The organism is Variovorax sp. PDC80 (assembly GCF_900115375.1).
In the GTDB taxonomy this organism is placed as follows: Bacteria; Pseudomonadota; Gammaproteobacteria; order Burkholderiales; family Burkholderiaceae_C; genus Variovorax.
On record NZ_FOWG01000003.1, the window covers coordinates 570,426 to 595,166 of the forward strand.

Here is a 24,741-nt window from a genome sequence, read left to right on the forward strand (position 1 = left end):
GACGCTCGCGCGGCACGCGCTCATGTCATGGGTTGACCGTGCAGCTGAACTTGAGGACCGCGCTCTGGTCCTTGGCGAGCGTGCCCAGCGGGATGCCGGCGCCCGTGAGTTGCGCGACCGTGAACGTACCGGGCGGCACGCCATCGCCCGTGATGGTCACGCGGCCGGTGCCGGCGCAGGTCAGGCCGGCGCCGGGCTTGTCCTTGACCAGGGCGCCCGTGACGGGGGTGATCCCCAGGCTCTTCACGGTGATCGTGTATTCCACCGTCTGGCCCGGCTTGACCGACGTCTCCTCCAGGCTCTTGACGATGCTGAGTTCCGCGCCGGCCGTGTTGGTGAAGACGCAGAGGAATTTCGCGCCGGGACGCAACGACACCTCGGTCGCGGGCGGACTCGCCGACGGGGCCGGAATGACGATCGGTTGCCCCCGCGCGAAATTGATCGGCCGGTTCGCGGGATTGCTGCTGTTGGCGGTATCGGTGTCCGTGCAGGTCACGCCCGTCAGCACATAGCCCGGCGCCGGGTCTTCGGTCAGGGTCACGGGATCGCCCAGCTTCGTGACGAAGACGGCCGGCGGTGCCGCGGGCGTCGCCGTGTTGGCGGCCGAGGTCGTGATCGGGGCGGGCTGGGCGTCGAGGTTGTCGGCCGTGAAATTGAAAGGCCCGCCGCCTCCGGGGGCGCCCAGGGTCTTCTTCTGAATCGCCACTGTGGGCAATTTCGAATTGACGTAAGCACAGATGATTTCGCTGTTGCGCAGCTCACTGGCCCGCGGAATCGTGACCGTGCCCGTTGCCATGTCGTATTGGGGACTGAACAAGGTGCCCAGGAGGTTCGCGAGTTGGGTGGGGAAAAGCGAACATTTGATCGACGACAACACCCAGGGCGCCTGGGCGTTTTCGCTGATTTTCAATTCGCCGGGCGTTGGCAAGACGGGTCTCAACACGCGCGCGTGCGTGGCCGTGTCTTTTGTTTTCGTCTCGATGCTGCCGCTTGTCTGCGTGAAATTGGTGTAGTTGAAATCGAATTTCCCGACCCCGCCTCTGGAGGTCTTGACCGGGCCCACGATCGGAGGGGTATTCAAGGAAAAGGAGAAAAACACTCGAAGACGCCCGTACCACCGATCCGTCCCAGGTATTGGCGCATAGCTCTTGGCGCCAAATCTAAAGCGTATCGTCGAGATATTCTTGCCAAGAACCCTGACCGATCCGCACGCATCATCCTGGCTGCAATGCGCGTAGGCCCCTCTCCCTCCCACGGTGGCATCGGTGTTGTTTTTGATGAAATTCCCTTCTACAGCGAAATTCCAATTTCCTGAAAGTCTTTGAAGACTTCCTGGAGAAAGCAGCTCCAGAGAGTGGATCTGCAAGGAATGCCATCGAAAATCAGGAGGAGTATCGAGGGGGTAATTGGTCCCACTGATCAATCCCCTCAAGTGAATGACTGGATCGTCGACAGGTCGGTTGAAAGAAATTTCAATCACGGCTACTTCCGGTACTGCCACGACGGATTCCGGAAAAGCGTGCGAGGTCGCCTCTCCCCGAAAAAAGCCGTTGGCCGCGCCAATGCCAGTTCCAGTGGGACTGTTTTGAGACGTAAAGAGGGACTCCGGCCCTTCAAAAGCGAAGTAACCACCCTGGGGGAACGAAAAATTACCCGATACGGTTCGCATCGTCACCGTCAACGGCGTCCTTCCAGTATTGGCATCCTCTCCTTCCAGGATCGCGAAACCGCCGCCCCTCGGATTGTCGTAATTCAGCATCAAGGGAAGACTCGCCGTTCTTTTGTCGCCGCTGACCGTCGGACTCAAAGTGCCGCCGTACGCATTTTCCATCGCGGATGTATTTTGCTGGGCAAATGCCGCCTGCAATAGAGCGCTCCCCAAAACGGCCACCGCCCTCCGCTTCCAGGAATGGCCGAAGCACTTTCGGATGGAGATCGCCGAAAACCCCTTGCCTGCAAATAATGAAAACGTCATTCGAATCTCGTCGATCAGTCAAAACACGATAGCCAACCGGGTGCGTCGTTGAATTTCGAAACAGCCATTGCTTGTCCCGGCCTCCACCACGGCCTCAATCCACCTTGATCTGGAACATCACCGACCCGCTGCCACCCGGCGCCACGAAGCCGTCGAAGCGCCAGTCGACCGGCCCGGTCTTGCCGGCGGGCTGCGCCTCCGTGCAAGCCACCGCCGGTGCCGGTGCCGCATTGGCCGGCGTGGTCTTCAGGCATCCGGTCAGGGTCGGCGGCGTCTCGCCCACGGTCGCGCTGACGAAGCTGGTGTAGGCCGGCGTGGTGTCGTTCACCGCCAGGTTGCGGATCGGCGCATCGCTGTTGTTGGTGTAGGTGATGCGGTACTCGAGCGTTTCGCCCGACTTGGCCCGGTTGTTCACCCCGAACTCCAGCACGCCTTGCGTCACGTTGCGCACCTCCTTCCGGAGCTCCAGCGCCACGCTCGAGAGGGTGGTGATGTCCTGCAAGGTGTAGCGGCCGCTGAGCGCCGGGTTGGCGCCGCTGTAGTCGAAGTCGGCCTGCACCACCACCTTGTTGTTCGCGCCCATCGGCGCGGTCGCGGGAATGAACTGCTTCACGACCACGCACACCTTGCCCTCGAAGATCACTGCCTGGCCCGCGCCCGCCGGCGGGTAGAGCTGCGCCGCGCCCGGTTGCAGGCTGCCGGTGCAGCCCGTGTCGGCGAAGATCTGCGCGCTCCAGCCGCCGATGGCGGGGTTGGCGGTCTCGCTCGCGATGCTGAAGCGCACCTGCCCGGCCGTGCCCGCGGCGAAGGTGTGGCCATAGGTCACGCTGTTGCCGGGCAGCCCGGTCTTGGCCCCGTCGGCCGCGAAGCTGCCGTTGTCGACGTCGCCGAAGTTCAGTTCCTCATGGCCGACGCCGTTCCAGGCGAAGGCGATGCGATCGGGCGTGTCGGTGCGCGTGTAGGTGTAGCGGTCCGCGCCGATGGCCACGGCGGCCCCCGATGGCAGCGCCACACTGCCCACCGAGGCCCCCGTCGACACGCGCGTGCCGGGGCTGTTGACCTGCTCCACGCACATCGCGGCGCCCTTCGGCGTGCCGTCGGGCACGGCGAAGCTGTAGTTGCCCGCGGCGTCGGTGATCGTGCGCGCGTGCACGGTGGCCGCGCAGTCGGTCAGGCGCACGCCGATGCCGCGCTGCGGCACTTCGCCGCCATTGATCACGCCGTCGTTGGCCGTGCCGCCGCCCACGCCGTTGTCGAGGAACACGCGGCCGCTCACGATGGCGCTGGCGTAGCTGTTGGTGAAGGTGCAGGTCCACAGCGCGCCGGCGGCCATGTCCGCGCCGGAGAGGGCCACCGTGCCGGTGCCGGTGACGGAGCGGCCCGCCTCGTTCACGCAGACCGAGCGGGTCGTGACGTCGGGCACCGCGGTTTCGGTGATGCCGACGGCGGTGCCCGGCGTGCCCAGATGGTGCGCGGTCTTCGATGGCACGGGCAGGTTCTGCTCGCTCGTGGTCACGCTGTCGGTGTCGTTCGCGATCACGGTGCCCGTGAGCTTGAAGTCGTAGCTGCCGGTGCCGCCGACCGAGGTCTTGACGATGCGCACGCGCGGCCGGACGGTGTGGGTCACCGTGCACATCTTCTCGCGGCTATCGATGTCCCTGACGTCGGCCGCCGGCGATGTCATGGTGTAGACACCGACGGAAGGATTGGCGAGGTTGCTCGCCGGAAGATTTTCGTAGCCCTCGCACGAGAAGGTCTGGACGTAGTTGTCGAGCGAGGTTCCGGTCCCGGCCCCCGCCTTGAACGTCATCGTCGTGCTGACGTCGATGCCCAACCGGGCCGTCTGCCCCTTGTCACCGACGTCCTTCACGAAAGCAGCCCCCATGGTGCTGAAAGTCTGGACATTGACGCCGGAAAAGCTCAGGTCGAATTTCCCCGCATCGAACGGCGTGCCGACGATGCGATTGTTCAACCCGAATGAGGGCCGGTAGTTGTGGATGGAACACTTGAAGTCCGAATTCGGAAAAACGTACTTCTTGTCCAACGTGAACTTGTTTCCTTCGATCTTCCATCGGATGGCGGTATCGAAGGGATTGGTGTTGCCATCGACCCCCGCATTCGCATCCTTGCACCCGCCACCCGGGAGCGTGGATGCATAGACCGGCCAGCCCGGCTGAACGGTCTTCTCCGTGACCACGATATCCGCTCCGGGGATGATTCGCAGCTTCCCTTGCGACCAGTTCTGCGAGCCCGAACCGTCGAGCCTCGGAGTCACCGGAACCGTGATCGTTTCATCGACGGCGCCGCTCACGCCCGAGAAGGAGAAGCTGAAGCTCGGGAAAGGGGCTTCGGCCGCGCTGCCGATGGACTTGCCGAAGGCAAACGTCGGGCCGCCCCCCAGCGGCGTGCTGACCTGAGCGCTCCAGGTACACACGTTCGGGTTCTGGGGATCCGGCGTTTCGCACAATGCGCCGACCGGTGACGTGACCGTCGCGGTGTTGGTGACGACATCCAGCGCGGCCGCGGCGGCCGTCGCGGACGGCTTCGGAGGTGTCTGCTGCGCGAAAGGCTGGGCCACTGCCGCGAGCAGCAGGAGCCCCACGCCGCATCCGATCGCACGGCGCGGCCAGCGGCTCGTGCCTCCGGCGGAGAATCCAGTGCCCCGGATGGCCGAGGCCGCTTCCCGCGTGATGCCGTTCATGGATTGCATGGCCTGGAAAATCTCTCGCTGATCTGGCGTGCCCATCGGCTCACTGTGGTCCATTCGTGCCTCCGGCTGCCGGGCCCGCGGCCGGTGCGGACGCATCGCCGCCCGTCGCCGGGAAGCCCAGCGTGGTCTCGTCGAACTTGAAGCGCAGCCGGATGTAGGCGCCCTTGCTCGTGTATTCGTTGGCCGTGAGGTCGCGGTCGCGCAGGCCCACGAAGTTGTAGCCGGCCGACAGCCACAGGTTCTTGTAGACCTGGTAGCCGAGCTCGAGGCCGAAGGTCTTCTGCAGCCCGCCGCCCTTGCCGTAGAGCAGGCCGGCCTGCACGCCCCAGTCCCAGTCCCTGTCGATGTCCTGCGTGTAGCGCACCTGCAGCAGGTGCGCCCAGTACCTGCTCGCGAGCAGGCTGTCGCTGAGGCGGCTGACCTTGCCCGCGTAGCGCGCCATCACGAAGCGCCCGGGCTCGGGGTTGTAGTTGAGATGGGCCGAGACGATGTCGGCGCTGGTCTTGCCCGGCAGGCTGGCGCCGTTGTCGGCGCCGAACACGCTGCTGCCCTGCAGCGCGCCGGCCGCGTTGCCCGCGCCCACCACGTTCTCCGAACGGCGCTCGTAGCGTGCCAGCGCGTTCCAGCGGTCGTCGTCGACGGGCCGGTAGGCCACGCCGATCTGGTGGCGCTGCAGGTGGCGTTCGTTGCCCGCGTTGGTGCCCTGCCCTTCGCTGCTGCTCATGATGCTGCGCGCCAGCAGGCTCCACGAAGGATCGAGCTTGTAGCCGAAGCCCGCGCTGAACAGCCGCGTGTTGGCGTCGTCGCCGCGGCGCATCTCGAACACGCCGCTGGTCTTGAGCCGCTCGGTCATGTACTCGATGCCGCTGGTGATGGCGGTCGACTGGCCGAGCCCCCCGGCGTACCCGGTGCCGTTGTTGCCGCTGTTGGCGTAGCCGCCGAGGTTGCGCGTGTGCTCGATGCCGCCGGTCACGCTGACGCGTTCCGTGAGCTTGACGGTGTTGCGCACGCCGATGGCGGCCTGCACGCCGCGGCCGTCGGCACCGTCGGCGAGGCGGTACTCGTTGTACACGCGCCCGCCCTCCATGTAGTTGCTCTCGATGCCGACGATGCCGGTGTTGTTGTTCCGCGCGCCGTCGAGCCCGTAGGGACCGTAGAGCGAGGAGATCAGTTCGTAGCGCCCGTAGACGCGGGTCTTGTCGGTCACGGCGTAGTTGCCGCCGATGGCCAGCACGCGTTTGTCGCTGTGCTGGATGTCCTGCTCGCCCTCGATGAAGAGCTGCGCGTTCGGCGCCCACGGCAGCTGCGTCGACAGCCGCGCGCGCAGGGTGGTCAGGGTCTGGGTGTCGACGCCGTTGGCGGCCACGGCCGCGCCCAGCACGGTCACGCTGTTGGCACCGATGCTGCTGCCCATCTGGCCGTTGTAGGTGGAGATCTGGCCGTAGTCGAAGCCCGAGTTCGAACCGGGCGCGTCGTCGCTCTGGCCATGGCGCAGTCCCACCTCGACCACCGTGTCCTCGCTGAGCTTCTTCTGCGCGCTCAGGGTCAGGCCCTTGCGCTCGTCGGTCTGCGCGGCGTCCTTGCTGTAGAGCACTTCGGCGCGCACGGCCAGCGTGGGATCGACGCGGTATTCGGCGCGTGCCGACGCCTCGGTGCGGCCCGACGAGGAACTGGCGCCGGGGTTGTCGAAGCCGGTGCTGGTCCTGGTCGCGAGTGCCACCACGGCGAGCTTCTCGTCCTGGTAGCGCGCCTCGATGCGCGCGCCATGGCCGCTGCCCTTCTCGTCGGACTCGGTCTTGACCACTTCGCCCGCCACCGTCATGTTCTCGCCCAGGCGCGCGATGCCCGTGACCGCCTGCAGCTTGCGCTTGTTCCGCGGGTTCTGGTCGGTGCTGACGACCACGCCGACCTGCACGGTCTCGGAGGCCTTGACCTGGATATCGACGCCGGCCACGGTGAACTTCGGGCCGCCCGAATCGACCTCGTAGGTGACGCGGATCGACTGCGGGTTGAGGTTCGCGTCGACCGAGGAGATCGCGCGCGTGAACAGGATGCGGCGCGTCAGCGGCTCGACCGTGTAGTCGACGAAGCGCGTGACCGCCGTGCGCTGCAGCACGATGTCCGGCTGGTTGCGATCGCGCACCACGACCTCGACCTGCTCGCTGTTCTCGACGAACTCGCCGTTGGCGCCGTTCAGGTAGTACGGCCCCGAGGTGCCGAGCGCGCGGAACTCCTCGACCTGCTGCGTCTGCGCGGTGCGCGAGGCGTAGGAGGTGGTGCGCACGTTCTCGTCCTCGTAGACGTGCTTCAGGCCCGTGAGCGAACGGTTGCTCTGGCTCAGGTTGCGCACCTCGGTGCTGCTGGCGGTGGTGAAGTCGCCGTACAGCAGGTAGGAGCGGTTCCTGTCGATGCGCACGTAGAGCTTCTGCGTGCTCTGCGCGTCGAAGCCCTTGGCCGAGGAGTCGCCGTAGATCGGATAGAACTCGTCGGGCCGGATGTCGCGGAACAGGCGGTCCTTGCGCTGCTTGTCGGAATCGAAGGCCGCGGTCAGCAGGTACTCGCCCTTGATCGCGCCCTTGAAGAAAAAGGCGGAGCGCGCGCCCGCGCGGCGGCCGTTGTGCTCGTCCTTCAGGCCCGTGAGTTCGGCCTCGAAGGCCGCGCCGGCGGGCATCGCGCCCAGCGGCAGCTTGCCGCGCTTGGTGAAGTCGAGCACGCCCTCGACGATGCCCACGCCGATCATCGGGCGCAGCTCGGGCGTCAGCGCGAGGCGCACTTCCTTGACCAGGCTCGCGGCCGTGACGCGGATGCGCGCGTCGCCCGGTTCGCCCGGCGGGAACAGCTTGAACTCGGCCGAGCCGCCGTCCATGAAGACCTGGGTGCCGGGCTCGTCGGGGTTCAGGTCCTCGGCGAGCCAGCGGCCGCGGTCGGTCTCGAGCGTGAGCTGGGTGCGCGCGGTGACCGGCACGCCGGCCGCGTCGGCCAGCCGCACCGTGACGACGATGGGCGTGCGCAGGTCGGCCTGGGCCGAGGCCGGCAGGTCGATCGCGATCGCCGAGAGCTTGTCGGGCGCGACCAGCGTGATCTCCCGCGCCTCGCCGCGCACATTGCCGAAGCCGTCCACGGCCTCGAGCCGCAGCGTGTTGGCACCGGGCTTGAGCGTCACGCCGATGTATTCCCAGGCCGCGAGGTGCTTCGACGGCAGTTGCGATTTCTTGCCCACGCGGCGCTCGTCCACCGCCGTGCCGTTGACGCTCAGGCGGAAGCCCGCGCCATCGCCGCCCTTGACGCGCACGTTGATCGAGGTGCCGGCCACCGTGTCGCGGTCCTTGAGGTCGAGGAAGCCCAGCGCGTTGCTCTCGATCTGCGGCAACAGGGTTTCGAGTTCGACCGGGCTCGGCGCGGCCGGCGCCAGCAGGGGCACGTTGCGCGGCTCCAGCATGGCGCCGCCCAGCCCGATCGGGCGCGTGGGCATGGCGCCCGGGCCGGTGGCCGAACCGCTGGTGGGCGCGGAGGGCTGGCCCGAGGTCGGCAGCCCGCCGATCGGCGCGAACAGGCTGCCGGCCGGGACCTGCGAAGGCGCGGCGCCGAGCGGCGCATTGGCGCCGAGCTGGTTGCCGAGCGTGCCGCCCATGGAGCCGCCGGCGCCGCCGACGAAGGTGCTCGGGTTGGACGGCGGCGTGGGCAGCGCGATCAGCGGCACGGAGGTGGTCTGCACCGTGCCCGTGCTGCCGCCGGCCAGCGCCTGGCCCGAGGCCGGCAGGCCGCGCAGGTCGCCCACGGGCACCACGCGGCCCTCGGGATCGAGGCGCAACCGCACCTGGGCTTCGGCCTCGGTGTCGGGCCTGGCCGCGATCGCCGCGCGCCGCGCCGCCACCTCGTCGAGCACCGCCTGGTCCTCGCAGTTGGCGATGACGAAGTTGGCCTTGTGGAACTCGCCCTTCTTGAGGTCGAGGAAGCGGCTCTCGGGCGCGCCCGCGTTGCGGTTGTCGAGGATCTCGAGGCGCGCGCCCCGCGGCAGCGTGAGCTGGTCGAGGCGCAGCACGTGCGTCACCGGCTTCAGGCCGTAGAGGCTCCACTTGCCCTCGACGTCGGTCACGACATGCGTGCCGTCCTCCAGGTACAGCCGCACGCCGGGCACGCCGATCTCGTCGCCGCCCTGCTGCCTGCCGTCGCGCTTGCAGTCCATGTAGACCTTGCCGAAGGCGAAGGCGTCGTCGGCGAACACACCGCCGGTGACGCGCAGCGTCCAGCTCGCGAGGTTCGACTGGATCGGGCCCGAGTTGGCGCGCGCGCGGTTGATGGCGTCGCCTTCGGTCGGCGCGCCGACACCGATGCGCACGCGGTAGCGCACCATCGCCGACTGGTCGGGCGCGATGACCAGCGAGGGGTAGTCGAAGATCAGGCCGGGACCGGCACCGCCGGCGGGGTTGGGCACGATGGCGCCATTGAGCCGCACGCTGTTGGCGACGTAGGCGAAGCCCGGCGGCAGCGTATCGCTCAAGGTCACGCCGGTGACGGGAAAGCCGGTCTTGTTGGTGACGGTGAGCGCGTAGTCGACGAAGTCGCCGAATTCCGCCTGGCGCTTGCTGCCGTCCTTGCGCAGCACCAGGCCCAGGATGTTGCCGGGGTCGAGCGGAACATGGTTGTTCGCGGCCTCGCACATCTGCCCGTCGGACTGCATGCCGGTGCGCAGCTTGAAGTAGTGGGTGGTGGGCTCGCCCTCCTGCGGCGCGGCGGTGTTCGGCACCACGGCGCCGCAATTGGCGAAGGTGCCGGCGGTCGCGGGCAGGATCCGCGATGGCGCCACATAGCCGCTGCCCGCCGGCGGCGCGACCGACAGGTCGTAGGTGCACATGCCGCGGGTCTGCGGCGTCAGCATGTAGAACTGGTAGGCGCCGTCCGCGGCGGTGTTCATCGACACGCTGCCGTTCGGGTTGAAGGTGTAGAGGCCCGAGCTGCCGCCGTAGAGCTCGGCCTCGGTGATCGGCGTGACCGCGGCGTTGCCGCACGACTGGCGCGTGTAGGTCGCCACCGCGCCCGCCACGGGCTGGCGCGTGAGCGCGTTGTAGACCACGCCCTGCGGATCGACGAGCAGCGAGCGGGCCGTGGCCATGGTGGCGGCCAGCACCGAGCGCGGCTTGACGTTGACGGTGTTCTGGTCGAAGGCCGCGGCCCAGGCCTTGTTGCTCAGCGAGACGCGGCTGCCGATCGCGGCCGGCTTCTCGGTGACGCGCACGGTGAAGCTCAGCTGCTCGCTCTCGCCGGGCGCGAGCGCGCGGCTGCCGTCGGTGAGGCTCAGTGCCACCTCGGTGGGGAACTGGTAGGGGTCCGCGCTCTCGTCCTGGGTGCGGTTGCAGGTGGCCCGGCCCGTGAAGCCCGCTGCCGCCACGAGGCGGCCGCCGGCCACCTTCGGCCGGCCCACGAGCTCCCAGGACGCGATCTTGCCCTCGGCCTGGTCCATGTCGAAGGTGCAGTCGAGGTTGTCGATCAGCCGCAGGTTGGGCGCGGGCGCCGTGCCCAGGTTGCTGACCTTGAGCACGTAGTCGAGCTCGAACACGCCCGGCGAGACGCGCCGCGCCATCGAGGCCTGCTTGCTCAGCGACAGCGTCGGCAGCTGCGTGGCCACCGGCGTGGGCTGGGTGTTGTTGTTGGGATTGCCGTCGCCGTCGGGGTCGGGGTTGTCGCCGTTCATCGAGTCGTCGACGGCCACGGCCGCGCCGCCGGCCGACAACGCGCCCGAGGCCTTCACGCTGTTGAGCAAGGTGCCGGTGCGGCCCGTGAAGTTGATGCGCGCCTCGAACTCGACGTTGACCTGCGCGCCCGCCGGCAGCACGGCGCCGTCGACCAGCAGCTTCTGCGCGCTCGCCGTGCCCTTGAAGGCCGGGTTCGCCACCGCCACGATGCCGCCGCCGTTGCCGGTGGACGCGGGCACGATCGCGACCGAGCCCGGCACGATGGTGTACTGGTTCGGGCCCGGCACGGCCGCGGCCGTGTAGCTGCCGAACTGGGTCTCGCCCGGCCCTTCCATCAGGTCGGTGGCCTGCACGTCGTGGAGCCACGCGGCGCCGTAGTTGCGCAGGTTGACGCGGAAGCGCACATTGGCGGTGCCGTCGGGCTTGCCGTCCGCGCCCTGGTTGAGCCGCGGTGCCGAGGCGGACTTCGCCACGCCGATGCGGGCCTGGCTGGTGGCGATCACGACCGTGTTCGACGGCGCGGTCGCGGGGCCGGTGCCGTCGTCGTACTGGCCATGGGCCGTGTTGCGGATGTCGTCGCCAGGGTCGGCGTTGACCTTCACGGCGAACTGCATCGCGATCGATCCGTTGCGCACCAGCGGCTCGGGAACGCCGATCGCGACTTCGACCGCCGAGGCGTCCTCGGCCGTGCGATAGCTGAAAGGCGGATCGGCCGGCAGGCGGTAGAGCTTGACGGCCTGCGCGGCCGCGCTCTGCAGCGTGCCCGCGATGTACTGGGTGCCGGCGGGCACCACGTCGCGCACCAGCACCAGCGCCCTCGGCGCACCGTTCACGAGCAGCGGCGTGTTGGTGGGCGCCACCACGTTGCTCGGCTTCGCATCCTGCGCGCCGATATTGGTGCCCGTCACCGTGAAGTCGATGCGCGTCTGGCCGGGCACGACGAAGCCGGGATAGCTCGCCGACTTGGAGAGGGCCAGCGCCGCGGCGTCGCCCACGATCACGGTGTCGCGGTTGCTGGCCTGCAGGCCCTGCAGCGCCGTGGTGGCCGTCAGCCCGAGGCAGGCCGTGCCGCGCGCGGCCATCGGGATCGTGCCCTGCACCAGCAGCGAGGCGGCCTCGCCCGGCTTCAGCGTCAACGCGCCCGGCTTGTCGAGCGCGAGCACCGGGTCGGCGGGATCGGACACGCCGTTGTTGTTGGCGTCGCGCAGCACGCGCAGCGCCGACAGGTCGAGCGTGTCGGCCGCGCAGCCGGCCGCGTTGTTCGCCAGCGCGAGCGTGTAGCTCGAGACCACGTTGCCGGTGTTGCTCAGCAGGTGGCTCAGCGTGACGATGCTGCCGGGCGGGCGCGAGAGCGTCTGGTCCTGCGTGAGTACCAGCGCCTCGACCGGCAGCACGGTGGCGATCACCTCGTTGGAGGAGATCGTCTCGGTCTGCGCCATGCCGCCGGGCACGTAGGTGCCGGTGGCGATGCTGCGGATGACCGTGCCGCCCGGCGCGGCCGCGGCGTTCGCCTGCGCCATGCCGCCGAGCAGAAACACCATGCCCGCGGCGAGCGCGGCGGCGAATCCGCGCCACGATCGCAGGCTGGAGCCTCGGAGCTTGGAAGTCGACAACATGCAGTGAACTCTTGGAAGGTCCGGCCGCTGACCGGAAGAAAAGAATGGAAGAGGAGAAGACGGGCCGGGGCACCTTTCCCTTGCACCCTCGTGCGAGGACGCAAGGGAAAGGCGAACTGCCTTTGCGATGGAGAGGGAACCGGCAGGCCGAAGCCCGCCGGTTCCATCGTTCAGCCGACGCTTACTTGTTGACCTTCACCGAGAAGGTCAGCGTGGCCTTGCCGCCAGGCGCGACCGTGTTGGCCGCGCTGCCGCACGACACCGAGCTCGCGGTCGCCGTGTAGTTCGCTTGCGCGAAGGCCGGCGTCACGCCCGCGGAGGCGCACTGCTCCGAGGGCTGCGCACCGTCCGGTGCGGCCGTCAGGCTGGTGTAGGCAGGCACCGCGTCGTTGATCGACATGTTGGTCACCGGCGAGGCGCCTTCATTGGTCGCGACGATGCGGTAGACGATGCACTGGCCCGGCTTCACGGCAAGTGCCGCCGACGAGGTCGGCGCCTCGGTGCCATCGCAGTTCTCGTCCTTCGCCTGCAGCTTGATCAGGCGCATCTGGCCCGTGATCACGGTGGTGATGTCGGTCGCCGAGGGCTCGCCGCACTTCGCCTGCTCGGGGAAGGTCACGGTCACGGTGGCCGTGTCGGTGGTACCGGCCGTCGCGCCGCCCGGTGCGAACACCTTGACGAGCAGCTTGTGCGCCTTGCCGCCGCTGAGGTCCACGGTGGGACCGACCTGGCCGTTGGCACCCACCAGCGTGTCGCCGGTGTCGATCTGGCCGTCGCCGTTGTTGTCCAGGTACAGCGCGGTGGTCCAGCCTGCAGTCACGTCCGCGACCGGCAGGACCGCCTTGATGTTGAACTGCGTGCCGCAGCTCTGCGCGCCGGTGATGGTCAGCGTGTGGGCATAGACCACCGAGCCGCCGGGAGCGACCTGGCCTTCGTTGTTCGGCGTCAGCGTGGCACCCCAGGTGTCGGCGCCGATCACCTTCACCGCATCCAGCTTCGTGTCGATCGCCACGGCGCCGGTGGAGGTCGGGCTCGTCGAGCGCACCTGGAAGTAGATCAGCTGGGCTTCGACCGGTGCCTGCGAAGCGGGCGGGGTCACGCAGGCGTCGACCGCCACTTGCGTACCGGCGGCCACGTTGACCGTGGTCATGCCGGTGGCAGTGCAGGTGGCGCCGGCAGCCACGAACTTCACCGTCCAGCCGCTGGGCAGGCTGCCCGGGAAGCTGTTGGTCTGGCTCGCCGCGAGGCTGAAGGCGTTGTCCAGGCTGTCGTTGTTCTTGATGAACAGGTTGAAGACAGCAGGCGTGCCGGCCGGCGTCGTGGTGGTGGTCGTCGGGGTCGGGCTCGGGCCCGTGCCCACGTCGCCGTTGCCGGTGTTGCCGGACGTACCGTTACCGCTGGCGGTATTGGTCATGTCGACCAGCACGCCGATCAGCTTCGACAGGATGTCTCGCGTGGCATCGAACTTGGTGCTGTCCTTGGTCGACGTACCCAGCACGATGGCCTCGAACGATTGGGTCGGAATCGACGCGGGCGCGCCCAGCGTGACCGCCAGGACGATCTTGACGCTCTGGCCGGGCCGGATCGGACCGGTGTCGACGATGCCGTCGCTGTTGTTGTCGATCAGCGGCGCGAAGCCACCGTCGGCGAAGAAGCGGAAGGTCGAACCGGCGGGGAACTTGCTGAGGTCCGCCGTGAGGTTCACGATGTCGTCCGCATTGCCGGTGTTGAACACCGTCTGCGTGAACTTCACCGTCGAACCCGCGACGCCGGAGGCCAGGGTGGTCTGGTCGGCATCCGTCAGCAGCGGCTTGCCAGGCTCGGCGTCCTTCGAAGCGACCGGGCTGGCCGTGGGGTGCGCGGAGCCGAGCACGATGCCGAAGGTGCCATCCACGATGAAGGGCTTGTCGTTCGTCGGCGTGGTCGGGTCGGTCGGCGGATTCGTGGTCGTCTTGTCGTCCGGCACCTTCTCGGGAATGTAGTCCGCCCGGTTGGTCGTGGTCGTGCCACCGACTTCGGCGGTGCTGTTGACCAGCACGACGAAGCTCACGGTCTGCGTCACGTTCGGGGCCAGCGAGGACACCAGGAAGCTCAGCTTCTGGCCGTTCGCGAAGAAGTCGATGCCGTTCGGATCGTCCGCGGAGCCGGCCGCGTCACCCAGGGCCCGGCCCGGTGCGCTGCTCCAGACGGCGGAGCCCGGCACGTAGGTGAAGCCGCTCGGCAACGTGTCGGTCATGTAGAACTTGCCGGCCGCGCCACCCGTGTTGTTGAACTGCAGCGTGTACGTGGTGTACGAGCAGTTCGGGTCGTTCGACGTCGCGCCCGCGATCGTCGCCTGGCAGGAGGCCGCCGAGCGCGGACCGTGGTCCTTCGCCGCGGGCCAGACGCCACCGTTGGCGACCCAGCTGACGGCCGGGACCCTCAGGCTCTTCGAGGCATTGAATGCCGCGTCGACCGTGAGGACCACGTGGTCGAGGTCGGCCGCCTTCTGGTTCGCCACCTCGTACAGGTCGAGGGTCGCGGGCACTGCGTTGATGGTCGCGGGCCGCGGCGAAGTGAAGTTGGCCGCCGTTGCCGTGCTCGGGATCGAGTACGCCACGACGAACGGGAAGGTGCCATTGCCACCCGCCACCGTCTGCGCGGGCACCGTGCAGACTGCGTTCGGAGCGACCGAGCACAGCGCGGTCGTGCTGTCGGGCAGGCCATCGGCGTCGGCATCGGCGAACACCTCGATCTTCGAGAAGCCGTCCGGCGCCGCCGTGGTGTTGTCGATGGTGATGGTGAACTTGTCGCTGCCGTTGCCGGTGTTGGTCAGCACGTGAGGCGCGTAGACGATCGCGCCCGCGGCGCCGATCTTCTTGTTGATCACGTCGGTGGTCACCGTGGTCCGGCCGTCCAGGTTGAACGAGCCGACCTGCTGCACCGTCGTCTGCACGAGGTTCGAGGTCGCGAGCTGGCTGGCGCCATTCGGATCGAGGTAGGTGGCCGAAGCCTGGTTACCGATGATGGTGTTGGCAGGCGGAGCCGCAGCGAGCGCATCGCTTCCGAAAAGGAAGCTCAGGGTCAGAGCTGCGGCGCCCGCCCAGAGCGTACGCGGCACGGGGCCGGCACGACGGGCTGACAAGGTAGGAATCACGGGGTTTCTCCTCGGTGGTTAAGGGTCTTGAAAAAGCGGACGAACGCACCCCGGCCGGCGATTTCCAGCAGGAAACCGGCAAAAAAGACGGACGGGGCAGAAAGAGGACGGACCGTCAGCGCGGCGCGAGGCCGACGGTCGTCAGCGGCGCCGAATCAGGGCGCGGCGCGCGGAGCCTTGAGCGGCTCGGCCGTGGCTGCGGATGCAGCGGCTGCAACGGGTGCGGCAGGCGGCACCACTTCCTCGACCTTGGCGCGCGCGGTGACCGCGGTCACGCCCTTGGCGGGCAACTGGCCGAGCTCCCAGCGCAAGCTGCGGTACTCGTTGTAGGGAACGGGCTCCGACTTGCCGTTGACCTGGCGCGCCAGCGGCTCGGGGGCGAAGACGCCCTCCTTGGTCGCCGCCTTGACCAGCGTCGCGCCGGGCTTGGCACTCCTGGGCAGGTATTCCAGCCCCTCGGGAATCGGCAGGTTGGCCACCAGGCCGCTGACGGTGCGGCCCGTGTGATTGGTATAGGTCGCCGTGTATTCCAGGATGTCGCCCGGCTTGACCGAGGCGGCCTCGACCAGTTGCTCCTTGCCCTGCGGGCCCTTGACGACCTTGGACTGCTTGAGCACCACGGCCACGCCCTTTTCCTGCGCCGCCTCGGCCGCCGCGGGCGCGGTCTTCACGCCCTGCGCGGACGCCAGGCCTGCGCCGCCCAGCGCCACCACCACGCCGAGCCCCAGGCTCAAATGAACGGTCAAACGGGCCATCGGCCGAATGAACGAATTCCAACGAGATGTACTTCCAGTCGACATGAATTACCTCAACCTTCCACAAGATGAAAATCAACCGACTTCACGCTCTGTCCTCTGCGAAGTGGTCAGCGGGAGATTGGCCGCAATAACACTTCACAAAATAAAAGAGAGTGAACGCTTATTTTTCTTGAGGTTACAGCACCTTCGCTAACAAGACTGAGCAGGCCTGATGTGCTGCACAAACTTACGTAAAGAACATCAACTTCTTCACAGGCTGATTTTCGTGATATGACAAATGTGTATTTTTTAAGCGAATGTTCATTCTTTTTTTGATGCGGATTCGCCTCGAACCGTCGATCTGTCGCGGGGATTGACCCGCGGCCCTCCGCCATGGCACAACGCCGGCCATGGCAGCACCCGCCGAACCCGGCGCCTACCCGGCGCACCTCGTCGAAGACTGGCGGCTTCGCGATGGCCGCGCGGTGCGCATCCGCCCGATCCATGCCGACGACCTCGCGATGCACACCGCCTTCGTCGCGGGCCTGTCGGACCGCACCGGCTACCACCGCCTGCTCTCGCCGCGCAAGCCGCAGCCCGACGAGCTCTGGCGCATGACCCACATCGACTATGCGCGCGAGCTCGCGCTGATCGCCACCACCGAGGTCGATGGCGCCGAGCAGCAGATGGGGGTGGTGCGCTACGTGCGCGGCGACACGCCCGAAACGGCCGAGGTGGCGGAGTTCGCGGTGGTGATCGCCGATGCCTGGCAGCGCCACGGCCTGGCCGAGAAATTGATGCGCGTGCTGATCGCGGCGGCGCGCGACGCGGGCGTGCGCCAGCTGGCCGACATCACGCTCTACGACAACCTCGCGATGATCGCGCTGGCGCGCAGGCTGGGCTTCAAGGTGCAGCGCGATGCGGGCAATCCGAACGTCAGCCGGCTGCGTCTCGCGCTCGACGCCGCCGCGTGACGCCCGCCTACTGCCCGAGCAACCCCAGCTTCGACACCACCTTGCCCAGCGGCTTGCGCTCGCCGACGAAGCCGACCGCCACGTAGCGCAACGCCTCGGCCGGCACGCTCGCCACCGCCTCGCGGAAGGCCGCGTAGTTGGTGGTCTGCTGGCCCTGCACCGGGAAGTCGATCACGTCGCACTCGGTGTTGGCGAGCGCCTTCTGCCGCACCGCCACGAGTTCCTCCTGCGAGGCACCGAGCACCGCGATGCCGATCGGGATCAGGCCCGGATGCGAGCGGCCCGAGGCATCGACCAGCGGCGCGCCGACCAGCCCCGGATGGCGCTGGCCGACGGTCAGCGCGACCACGGCCGCGGCATTGGCGGCCAGGCCCGGCGGCAAGGCGGCGTCGACGACGATGACGCAGCGCTCGGGCAGCGCGGCAGGAGAAGGGTCGGTCTGGCTCATGGCGGGTGAAAGAAGCAAAAATTGAGTATCACTTAATCATAAACCAGCCATAAATTAGCGCTCAACCGCCACCAATTCGACCTCTCGATCCTATTTTATGAGTACAACTCAATCACGGATGCAGGCACCGCCACCCCATCCGGCACGCTCCATGCGTCGCCCGTCCCACCCCGAAAATCGCACCAAGAGGGCCAAGTAACTAAGTTAAACAAACTTAAAACTACTTCCTTATGATGCGAAACCTTTTTTCGCCGGAAGCAGAGAGACCCGTCCATGGTTCAGCTCGCGTTGCGTCGTCCGTACACCTTCATCGTCATGGCGATGCTGATCGTGCTGGCCACGCCCTTCGTCCTCTTGCGGATGGCCACCGACATCTTTCCGGAGATCAATATCCCGGTGGTGTCGGTCATCTGGAACTACACCGGCCTGCCGGCCCAGGAGATGGGCCAGCGCATCTCGGGCCAGGTGGAGCGCGGCCTGACCACCACCGTCAGCGACATCGAGCACATCGAATCGCAGTCGCTGGCGGGCGTGTCGATCATCAAGGTGTTCTTCCAGCCCACCGCCAACATCGAGATGGCGATCTCGCAGGTGGTGGCCTCGATGCAGGCCCAGGTGCGGCAGCTGCCGCCGGGCATCACGCCGCCGCTGGTGATCAAGTACTCGGCCTCGAGCGTGCCCGTGATCCAGCTCGCGCTGTCGAGCCCCACGCGCTCTGAAAACTCCCTGTTCGACGCCACCGTGAACCAGCTGCGCCCGCAGCTCATCACGGTGCCCGGCGCGGCGATCCCCTTTCCCTACGGCGGCAAGAACCGGCTGATCTCGGTCGACCTCGACACCCAGGCGCTGCAGGCGCGCGGCCTGTCGCCGTCGGACGTGGTGAACGCGATCAACACGCAGAACCTGATCCTGCCCTCGGGCACCGCCAAGTTCGGCGCCACCGAGTACGGCGTGCGCATGAACGGCTCGCCCGACGCGATCGCGGGCCTCAACGACCTGCCGATCCGCACCGTGAACGGCGCCACCGTCTACGTGCGCGACGTGGCCTACGTGCGCGACGGCTTCTCGCCGCAGACCAACGTGGTGCGCCAGGACGGCGTGCGCGGCGTGCTGCTGTCGGTGCTCAAGAACGGCGGCGCCTCCACGCTGGACATCGTGGCCAATCTGCGCGCCATGCTGCCGGTGGCGGCGCAGACCATGCCGCAGGACATCAAGATCACGCCGCTGTTCGACCAGTCGGTGTTCGTGAAGGCGGCCGTCAAGGGCGTGGTGTTCGAAGCCATCCTGGCCGCCGCGCTGACCGCCGCGATGGTGCTGCTGTTCCTCGGCAACTGGCGCAGCACGCTGATCATCGGCCTGACCATCCCGCTGTCGATCCTGGCCTCGATCCTGGTGCTCTACGGCCTCGGCGAAACGCTCAACCTCATGACCTTGGGCGGGCTCGCGCTCTCGGTCGGCATCCTGGTCGACCAGGCGATCGTGACCATCGAGAACATCGAGCGCCACCTGCACATGGGCACGCCGCTCAAGGAGGCGATCGAGGTCGGCGCCGGCGAGATCGGCAACGCGGCCTTCGTCTCCACGCTGTGCATCTGCATCGTGTTCGTGCCGATGTTCTTCCTCTCGGGCGTGGCGCGCTTCCTGTTCGTGCCGCTGGCCGAGGCCGTGGTGTTCGCGATGCTGGCCTCCTACCTGCTGTCGCGCACGCTGGTGCCCACGCTGGTGATGCTGCTGATGGGCGGCGTGCACGGCCAGCAGGCCGACGAGAACGCCAGGCCGAGCGCGCTGCAGCGCGTGTACCGCGCCTTCGACCGCCGTTTCGAGCGCGTGCGCCGCGCCTACACGCTGCTGCTGTCGGCCCTGCTGTCGCGCCGCGGCGGCTTCATCGCGGTCTTCCTCGGCTTCTGCCTGCTGTCCTGCCTGCTCTATCCGGCGCTGGGCCGCGACTTCTTCCCGACCGTGGACGCCGGCCAGATCCGGCTGCACATGCGCGCGCCCACCGGCACCCGCATCGAGGAGACCGCGCGCCTCACCGACCAGGTGGAGGCCGCGATCCGCGAGCTGGTGCCGCCCGACCAGCTCGAGACCATCCTCGACAACCTCGGCGTGCCCAACAGCGGCATCAACCTGTCGTACAGCAATGCCGGCACCATCGGCACCTTCGACGCCGAGATCCTGATGTCGCTGAAGGACGGTCACCGGCCGACCGAGGAGTTCGTGACCACGCTGCGCGCCGAACTGCCCAAGCGCTTCCCGGGCATCGAGTTCTTCTTCCAGCCGGCCGACATCGTCACGCAGATCCTCAACTTCGGCCTGCCGGCGGCCATCGACGTGCAGTTCAGCGGCAACGACATCGCGGGCAACGCGGCGCGCGCGGCCGAGCTCACCAAGGCGATCCGGCAGATCCCGGGCGCGGTCGACGCCCACGTGCACCAGCGCCTCGACGGGCCCTCGGTGGACCTGACGATGGACCGCTCGCGGCTGCAGCAGTACGGCCTGACCGCCTCCAACGTGGGGCAGAACGTGCTGATCGCGCTGTCGGGCAGCTCGCAGACCGCGCCGGCCTACTGGCTCAATCCGCAGAACGGCGTGGTCTACAGCATCGCGGTGCAGACGCCGCAGTACAACGTCGACTCGCTCGATTCGCTGCTCAACATCCCTGTGGGCGCGGGCGGCGCGGCCGCGGCCGGCGGGGCGCAGCAGTTGCTGGGCAACCTGGTCGACGCGCGCGCGGCGCGCCAGCCGGCGATCCAGTCGCGCTACAACATCGCGCCCGTGATCGACGTCTACGTCAGCGTGCAGGGCACCGACCTCGCGAGCGTGGCGAGCAAGGTGCAGGCGCTGGTCGACGAGATGCGGCCCAAGCTCTCGCGCGGCAGCCGCGTCGACATCCGCGGCCAGGTGCAGACCATGCAGTCCTCGTTCATCGGCCTGGGCGTGGGCCTGGCGATGGCGATCGTGCTGGTCTACCTGCTGATCGTCGTGACCTTCCAGTCCTGGCTCGACGCCGCGATCATCATCACCGCCCTGCCCGCCGCGCTGGCCGGCATCGCCTGGATGCTGTTCATCACCGGCACCACGCTGAGCGTGCCGGCGCTCACGGGCGCGATCATGACCATGGGCGTGGCCACGGCCAACTCGATCCTGATGGTGTCCTTCGCGCGCGAACGGCTGGCCGCGGGCATTCCGCCGCTGTCGGCCGCGCTCGAGGCCGGCGCCACCCGCATCCGCCCGGTGCTGATGACGGCGCTGGCGATGATCATCGGCATGATCCCGATGGCGCTGGGCCTGGGCGAAGGCGCCGAGCAGAATGCGCCGCTGGGCCGCGCCGTGATCGGCGGCCTGCTGTTCGCGACGGTGTCGACGCTGTTCTTCGTGCCCGCGGTCTATGCGGGCGTGCACAGCTGGCTCGCGCACCGGCGCGCCGCGCAGGGCGGCGGCGCCCATCCGCCGGCCGGCGCCACCGCGCAGGAGCACTGAGCGATGCCCGCGCCATCCGACCGTCTCGAGACCCTGTTCGACTTGTTGTACCTGCCGCGCACCCAGCCCTCTCACGGCCGCGCGGCCCGCCACGGAAACGGCCCCGCGCCGTATAGCGCATGACAGAGCAACGCCATTCGGCATTGGCCATCCACCCCATCGCCGCCGACGACGGCGACGGCCCCGAGCTGCTGCGGCGGCGCCAGATCGTGCGGCGCACCCGCTGGCTGGTGCTGATCGTGCTCGTGCTGCTGGCGCTCGGCGCGGCGCGCACGGTGTTCGTGCGCATCGCCAACGCGCGCGAGCTGCAGGCCAGCACGGTCGAGCACGCCAAGCAATACGTGCAGACCGCGCTGCCGCGCACGCCCACCGCGGGCCAGAAGCTGGCGCTGCCGGGCACGCTGCAGGGCTACGTGCAGTCGCCGATCTCGGCGCGCGCCAGCGGCTACCTCAAGCGCTGGACCAAGGACATCGGCAGCCGCGTCGAGAAGGGCGAGCTGCTGGCCGAGATCGAGACGCCCGAGATCGACCAGCAGCTGTCGCAGGCCATCGCCGCGCGCAACCAGGCGGCTTCGGGCCTCGAGCTCGCGCAGAGCACGGCCGCGCGCTGGGAGAACCTGCGCAAGAAGGACGTGGTCTCGCAGCAGGACCTCGACGAGCGCCGCAGCGCCGTCGCGCAGGCCACGGCCAACGTGGCGGCCGCCGATGCCAACGTGCAGCGGCTCAGGCAGACCGAGGGCTTCAAGCGCGTGGTCGCGCCGTTCGCCGGCGTGATCACGCGGCGCAACGTCGACACCGGCGACCTGATCGATGCCGGGGCCGGCGGCGGCGCGGGCCGCGCGCTGTTCGTGCTGGCGCAGACCGATCCGCTGCGCGTGTACATCAACGTGCCGCAGGCCTATGCCCAGCTCGTGAAGGCCGGCCAGCCGGTGGTGGTGACGCAGGCCGAGCTGCGCGGCCAGAAGTTCAGCGGCCAGGTCGCGCGCACCGCGGGTGCCATCGATACCACGACGCGCATGATGCAGGTCGAGGTCTCGCTGCCCAACCGCGACGGCGCGCTGCTGCCGGGCGCCTACGTGCAGGTCGAGCTGCCGCTGGCCGCGAGCGGCACGCTCACGGTGCCGGCCAACGCGCTGCTGTTCCGCGCCGAGGGCACGCGGCTGGCGATCGTCGACGCACAGGGCCGCGTCGGCCTGCGCCCCGTGACCTTGGGCCGCAACTACGGCGAGAACGTCGAGGTGGTCGACGGGCTCGCGGGCACCGACCGCATGGTGCTCAATCCCTCCGACTCGCTGGCCGATGGCGACGTGGTCGCGGTGGCGCCCGATGCGCCGGCCGATGGCGCCAAGCCCGGCGCGGCACCGGCTGCAGCACCGGCGGCGGCCAAGAAGGAACCCGCGTGAGCATGCGCCGTCCCGCCTTCGCGGCGATCGCGCTCGCCGCCGTGATGCTGGCCGCGGGCTGTGCGGTCGGCCCCGACTACAAGGCGCCCGAGACCCCGCTGCCCGTGAGCTGGAAGCTCGAGGCGCCGTGGCGCGAAGGCACGCCCAACGACATCGCCGACAAGGGCCCGTGGTGGAAGCGCTACGGCGACGCGCAGCTCGACGCGCTGCAGGACCGGGCCGTGGCCGGCAGCCCCACGCTCGCCATCGCCGGCGCGCGGCTCGCGCAGGCGCGCGCCACGCTGGCCTCGAGCTCGGCCGCGCAGTACCCGCAGCTCGGCCTGGGCACGCGTGCCTCGCGGCTCAAGATCTCGGCCAACCGGCCGCTGACCAACTACAACACCGCCAATGCCTCGACGGTGCAGAACGACTTCGCGCTCTCGCTCAACGCCAGCTACGAGCTCGACCTCGCGGGCCGCGTGCAGCGCAGCGTGGAAGGCGCGAGCGCCTCGGCCGAGCAGTCGGCGGCCGACCTCGCCAACACGCGGCTGCTGCTGTCGGCCGACGTGGCGAGCAGCTATTTCAACCTGCGCTCCACCGACATCGAGCTCGACGTGCTGACGCGCTCGATCGCGCTGCAGCGGCGTGCGCTCGAGCTGGTGACGGCGCGGCACGACCTGGGCGCCGTCTCGGGCCTCGACGTGGCGCAGCAGCAGGCGCTGCTCGAGACCACGCTGACCCAGGTCGACGTGCTGAGGAAGCAGCGCGCGCAGTACGAGCATGCGCTCGCCACCCTGACCGGCACGCCCGCGCCTTCGTTCGCGCTGGCGACCGACCTGCGCGAGATCCGCCCGCCCGCGGTGCCGCTGGGCGTGCCCTCCGACGTGCTCGAGCGCCGGCCCGACGTGGCCTCGGCCGAGCGCGCGATGGCCGCGGCTAATGCGCAGATCGGCGTGGCGACCGCGGCCTTCTATCCGAGCATCCTGATCGCGCCCACGGTCGGCGTCGACAGCCGGCTGATCGAGTCGCTGTTCGATGCGCCGAGCCTGTTGTGGTCGGTGGGCGTGTCGGCCACGCAGGTACTGTTCGACGGCGGCCGCGTGCGCGCGGGCGTGGACTTCGCCAAGGCCGGCTACGACGCCACCGTCGGCAACTACCGCCGCGTGGTGCTGACCGCGATGCAGGAGGTGCAGGACGGCATCGACGGCCTCGCGGCGCTCGAGCGCGCCACCGCCCAGGCGCAGTCGGCCGTGGCGGCCGCGCGGCGCGTGCTCGACATGGCCAACAGCCGCTACGAGGGTGGTGCCTCGACCTACCTCGACGTGATCACCGCGCAGCAGTCGCTGCTGACGGTGGAGCGCCAGGCCGCGCAGCTGCAGGGGCAGCGCCTGCTGACCTCGGTGTTCCTCGTGAAGGCGCTGGGCGGCGACTGGTGCGGCGACGGCAACGCGGACGCCGCGCTCGCATCTAGAACAGGCTGCCCTGCCCCGGCGCGCCAGGTGGCCGAAAAGCGCTGAGGTCGAGCGCGATGCGCTCGCGGTTGAAGCCGATGCGCGCGGTCGCCTTCTCGAAGCGCTGGCGCAGCAGGTCGGCCCACAGGCCCGTGCCCTTCATGCGCGTGGCGAAGTCGGCGTCGTAGTCCTTGCCGCCGCGCACGTCGTGGATGCGCGCCATGATGCGGTCCGCGCGCTGCGGGTAGTGCAGCGCCAGCCACTGCTTGAACAGCGGCGCCACCTCCCAGGGCAGCCGGATCATCGTGTAGAAGGCGCTGCGCGCGCCCGCCTCCCAGGCCGCCTCGAGCACCTGTTCCATGTCTTCCGTCACGAACGGAATCTGCGGCGCCACGCTCACGCCCACCGGCACGCCGGCCTCGGCCAGCGTGCGGATGGTGCGCAGCCGCCGGTGCGGCGCCGCGGCGCGCGGCTCGAGCTTGCGCGCGAGTTCGCCGTCGAGCGTGGTCACGGTCACGTACACCGCCGCCAGGCCGCGCGCGGCGGCCGGCGCGATCAGGTCGAGGTCGCGTTCGATCGCGCTGGACTTGGTCACCAGTCCGAAGGGGTGGTTGACCTCCGACAGCAGCTCGATCAGCGAGCGCGTGATGCGCAACTCGCGCTCGATCGGCTGGTAGCAGTCGGTGGCCGTGCCGATCGCGATGTGGCTGGGCCGGTAGCTCTTGCGGCCCAGCTCGCGGCGCAGCACCTCGACCAGGTTGCGCTTGGCGATCAGCTTGGTCTCGAAGTCCAGCCCCGGCGACAGGTTGAGGTAGCTGTGCGTGGGCCGCGCGAAGCAGTAGATGCAGCCATGCTCGCAGCCGCGGTAGGGGTTGATCGAGCGGTCGAAGTAGATGTCGGGCGAGTCGTTCTCGTTCATGGCCGACTTCACGTCCTCGAAGCGCACCTCGGTGGCCAGCGGCTCGAGTTCGTCGGCCTCGGCGGCGTTCTCCTCGAGCGTGCCCCAGCCGTCGTCGAAGGCATCGCGCTCGTCCTTCGAGAAGCGGTGCGCGAGCCGCGTGGCGGCGCCGCGGCCCTTGATGGCCTGGATGGGGATGTAGGCGGCGGGTGGCATGGCGCAACTCCTTCGCGGATCTACT

11 protein-coding genes are annotated in these 24,741 nt (G+C 68.7%); 4 read left to right on the forward strand and 7 right to left on the reverse strand.

The window, feature by feature from the left end; all coding sequences use genetic code 11:
* Positions 1-25 precede the first annotated feature (25 nt).
* The 5 genes from BM109_RS12560 to BM109_RS12580 form a co-directional block, all read right to left on the reverse strand.
* A complete protein-coding gene (locus tag BM109_RS12560; RefSeq protein WP_093343172.1) occupies positions 26-1,975 on the reverse strand; it encodes a prealbumin-like fold domain-containing protein in 1,950 nt (649 codons plus the stop codon).
* A gap of 94 nt (positions 1,976-2,069) precedes the next feature.
* The gene (locus tag BM109_RS40730; protein WP_177239325.1) at positions 2,070-4,676 is read right to left on the reverse strand and encodes a prealbumin-like fold domain-containing protein; all 2,607 of its coding nucleotides are present in this window, start codon (positions 4,674-4,676) and stop codon (positions 2,070-2,072) included.
* 49 nt (positions 4,677-4,725) lie between these two features.
* Entirely contained in the window at positions 4,726-11,994 is a 7,269-nt protein-coding gene (locus tag BM109_RS12570) for a DUF11 domain-containing protein (protein WP_093343175.1), read from the reverse strand.
* Between the two features lie 181 nt (positions 11,995-12,175).
* On the reverse strand, positions 12,176-15,130 hold the full coding sequence (locus BM109_RS12575) for a DUF11 domain-containing protein (protein ID WP_093343177.1): 2,955 nt from the start codon (positions 15,128-15,130) through the stop codon (positions 12,176-12,178).
* A 155-nt stretch (positions 15,131-15,285) separates the two neighbouring features.
* Entirely contained in the window at positions 15,286-15,885 is a 600-nt protein-coding gene (locus BM109_RS12580; protein ID WP_093343178.1) for a DUF11 domain-containing protein, read from the reverse strand.
* Between the two features lie 392 nt (positions 15,886-16,277).
* Here BM109_RS12580 and BM109_RS12585 point away from each other — a divergent pair, with 392 nt between their 5' ends.
* The gene (locus BM109_RS12585; RefSeq protein ID WP_093343180.1) at positions 16,278-16,841 is read left to right on the forward strand and encodes a GNAT family N-acetyltransferase; all 564 of its coding nucleotides are present in this window, start codon (positions 16,278-16,280) and stop codon (positions 16,839-16,841) included.
* 7 nt (positions 16,842-16,848) lie between these two features.
* Here the strand turns inward: BM109_RS12585 and BM109_RS12590 are convergent, their stop codons facing one another.
* The gene (locus BM109_RS12590) at positions 16,849-17,289 is read right to left on the reverse strand and encodes a DUF2000 domain-containing protein (RefSeq protein ID WP_093343181.1); all 441 of its coding nucleotides are present in this window, start codon (positions 17,287-17,289) and stop codon (positions 16,849-16,851) included.
* Between the two features lie 273 nt (positions 17,290-17,562).
* On the opposite strand from BM109_RS12590, the gene BM109_RS12595 reads away from it, so the two are divergent.
* The 3 genes from BM109_RS12595 to BM109_RS12605 all read left to right on the forward strand — a co-directional run bounded on the left by BM109_RS12595 (position 17,563) and on the right by BM109_RS12605 (position 23,668).
* Positions 17,563-20,769: an efflux RND transporter permease subunit gene (locus tag BM109_RS12595; protein WP_093343183.1), complete on the forward strand. Its 3,207-nt coding sequence runs from the start codon at positions 17,563-17,565 to the stop codon at positions 20,767-20,769.
* Positions 20,770-20,888: 119 nt separating this feature from the next.
* A complete protein-coding gene (locus BM109_RS12600) occupies positions 20,889-22,172 on the forward strand; it encodes an efflux RND transporter periplasmic adaptor subunit (RefSeq protein ID WP_093343184.1) in 1,284 nt (427 codons plus the stop codon).
* Positions 22,173-22,174: 2 nt separating this feature from the next.
* Positions 22,175-23,668, forward strand: coding sequence for an efflux transporter outer membrane subunit (locus BM109_RS12605; RefSeq protein WP_093343186.1), 1,494 nt, complete (start codon positions 22,175-22,177; stop codon positions 23,666-23,668).
* Here BM109_RS12605 and BM109_RS12610 read toward each other — a convergent pair.
* Positions 23,619-24,716 (reverse strand): PA0069 family radical SAM protein, encoded by a 1,098-nt coding sequence (locus BM109_RS12610; RefSeq protein WP_093343187.1) that lies wholly within the window; start codon positions 24,714-24,716, stop codon positions 23,619-23,621. The two genes, BM109_RS12605 and BM109_RS12610, sit on opposite strands and share 50 nt — an antisense overlap.
* Positions 24,717-24,741: the final 25 nt, after the last annotated feature.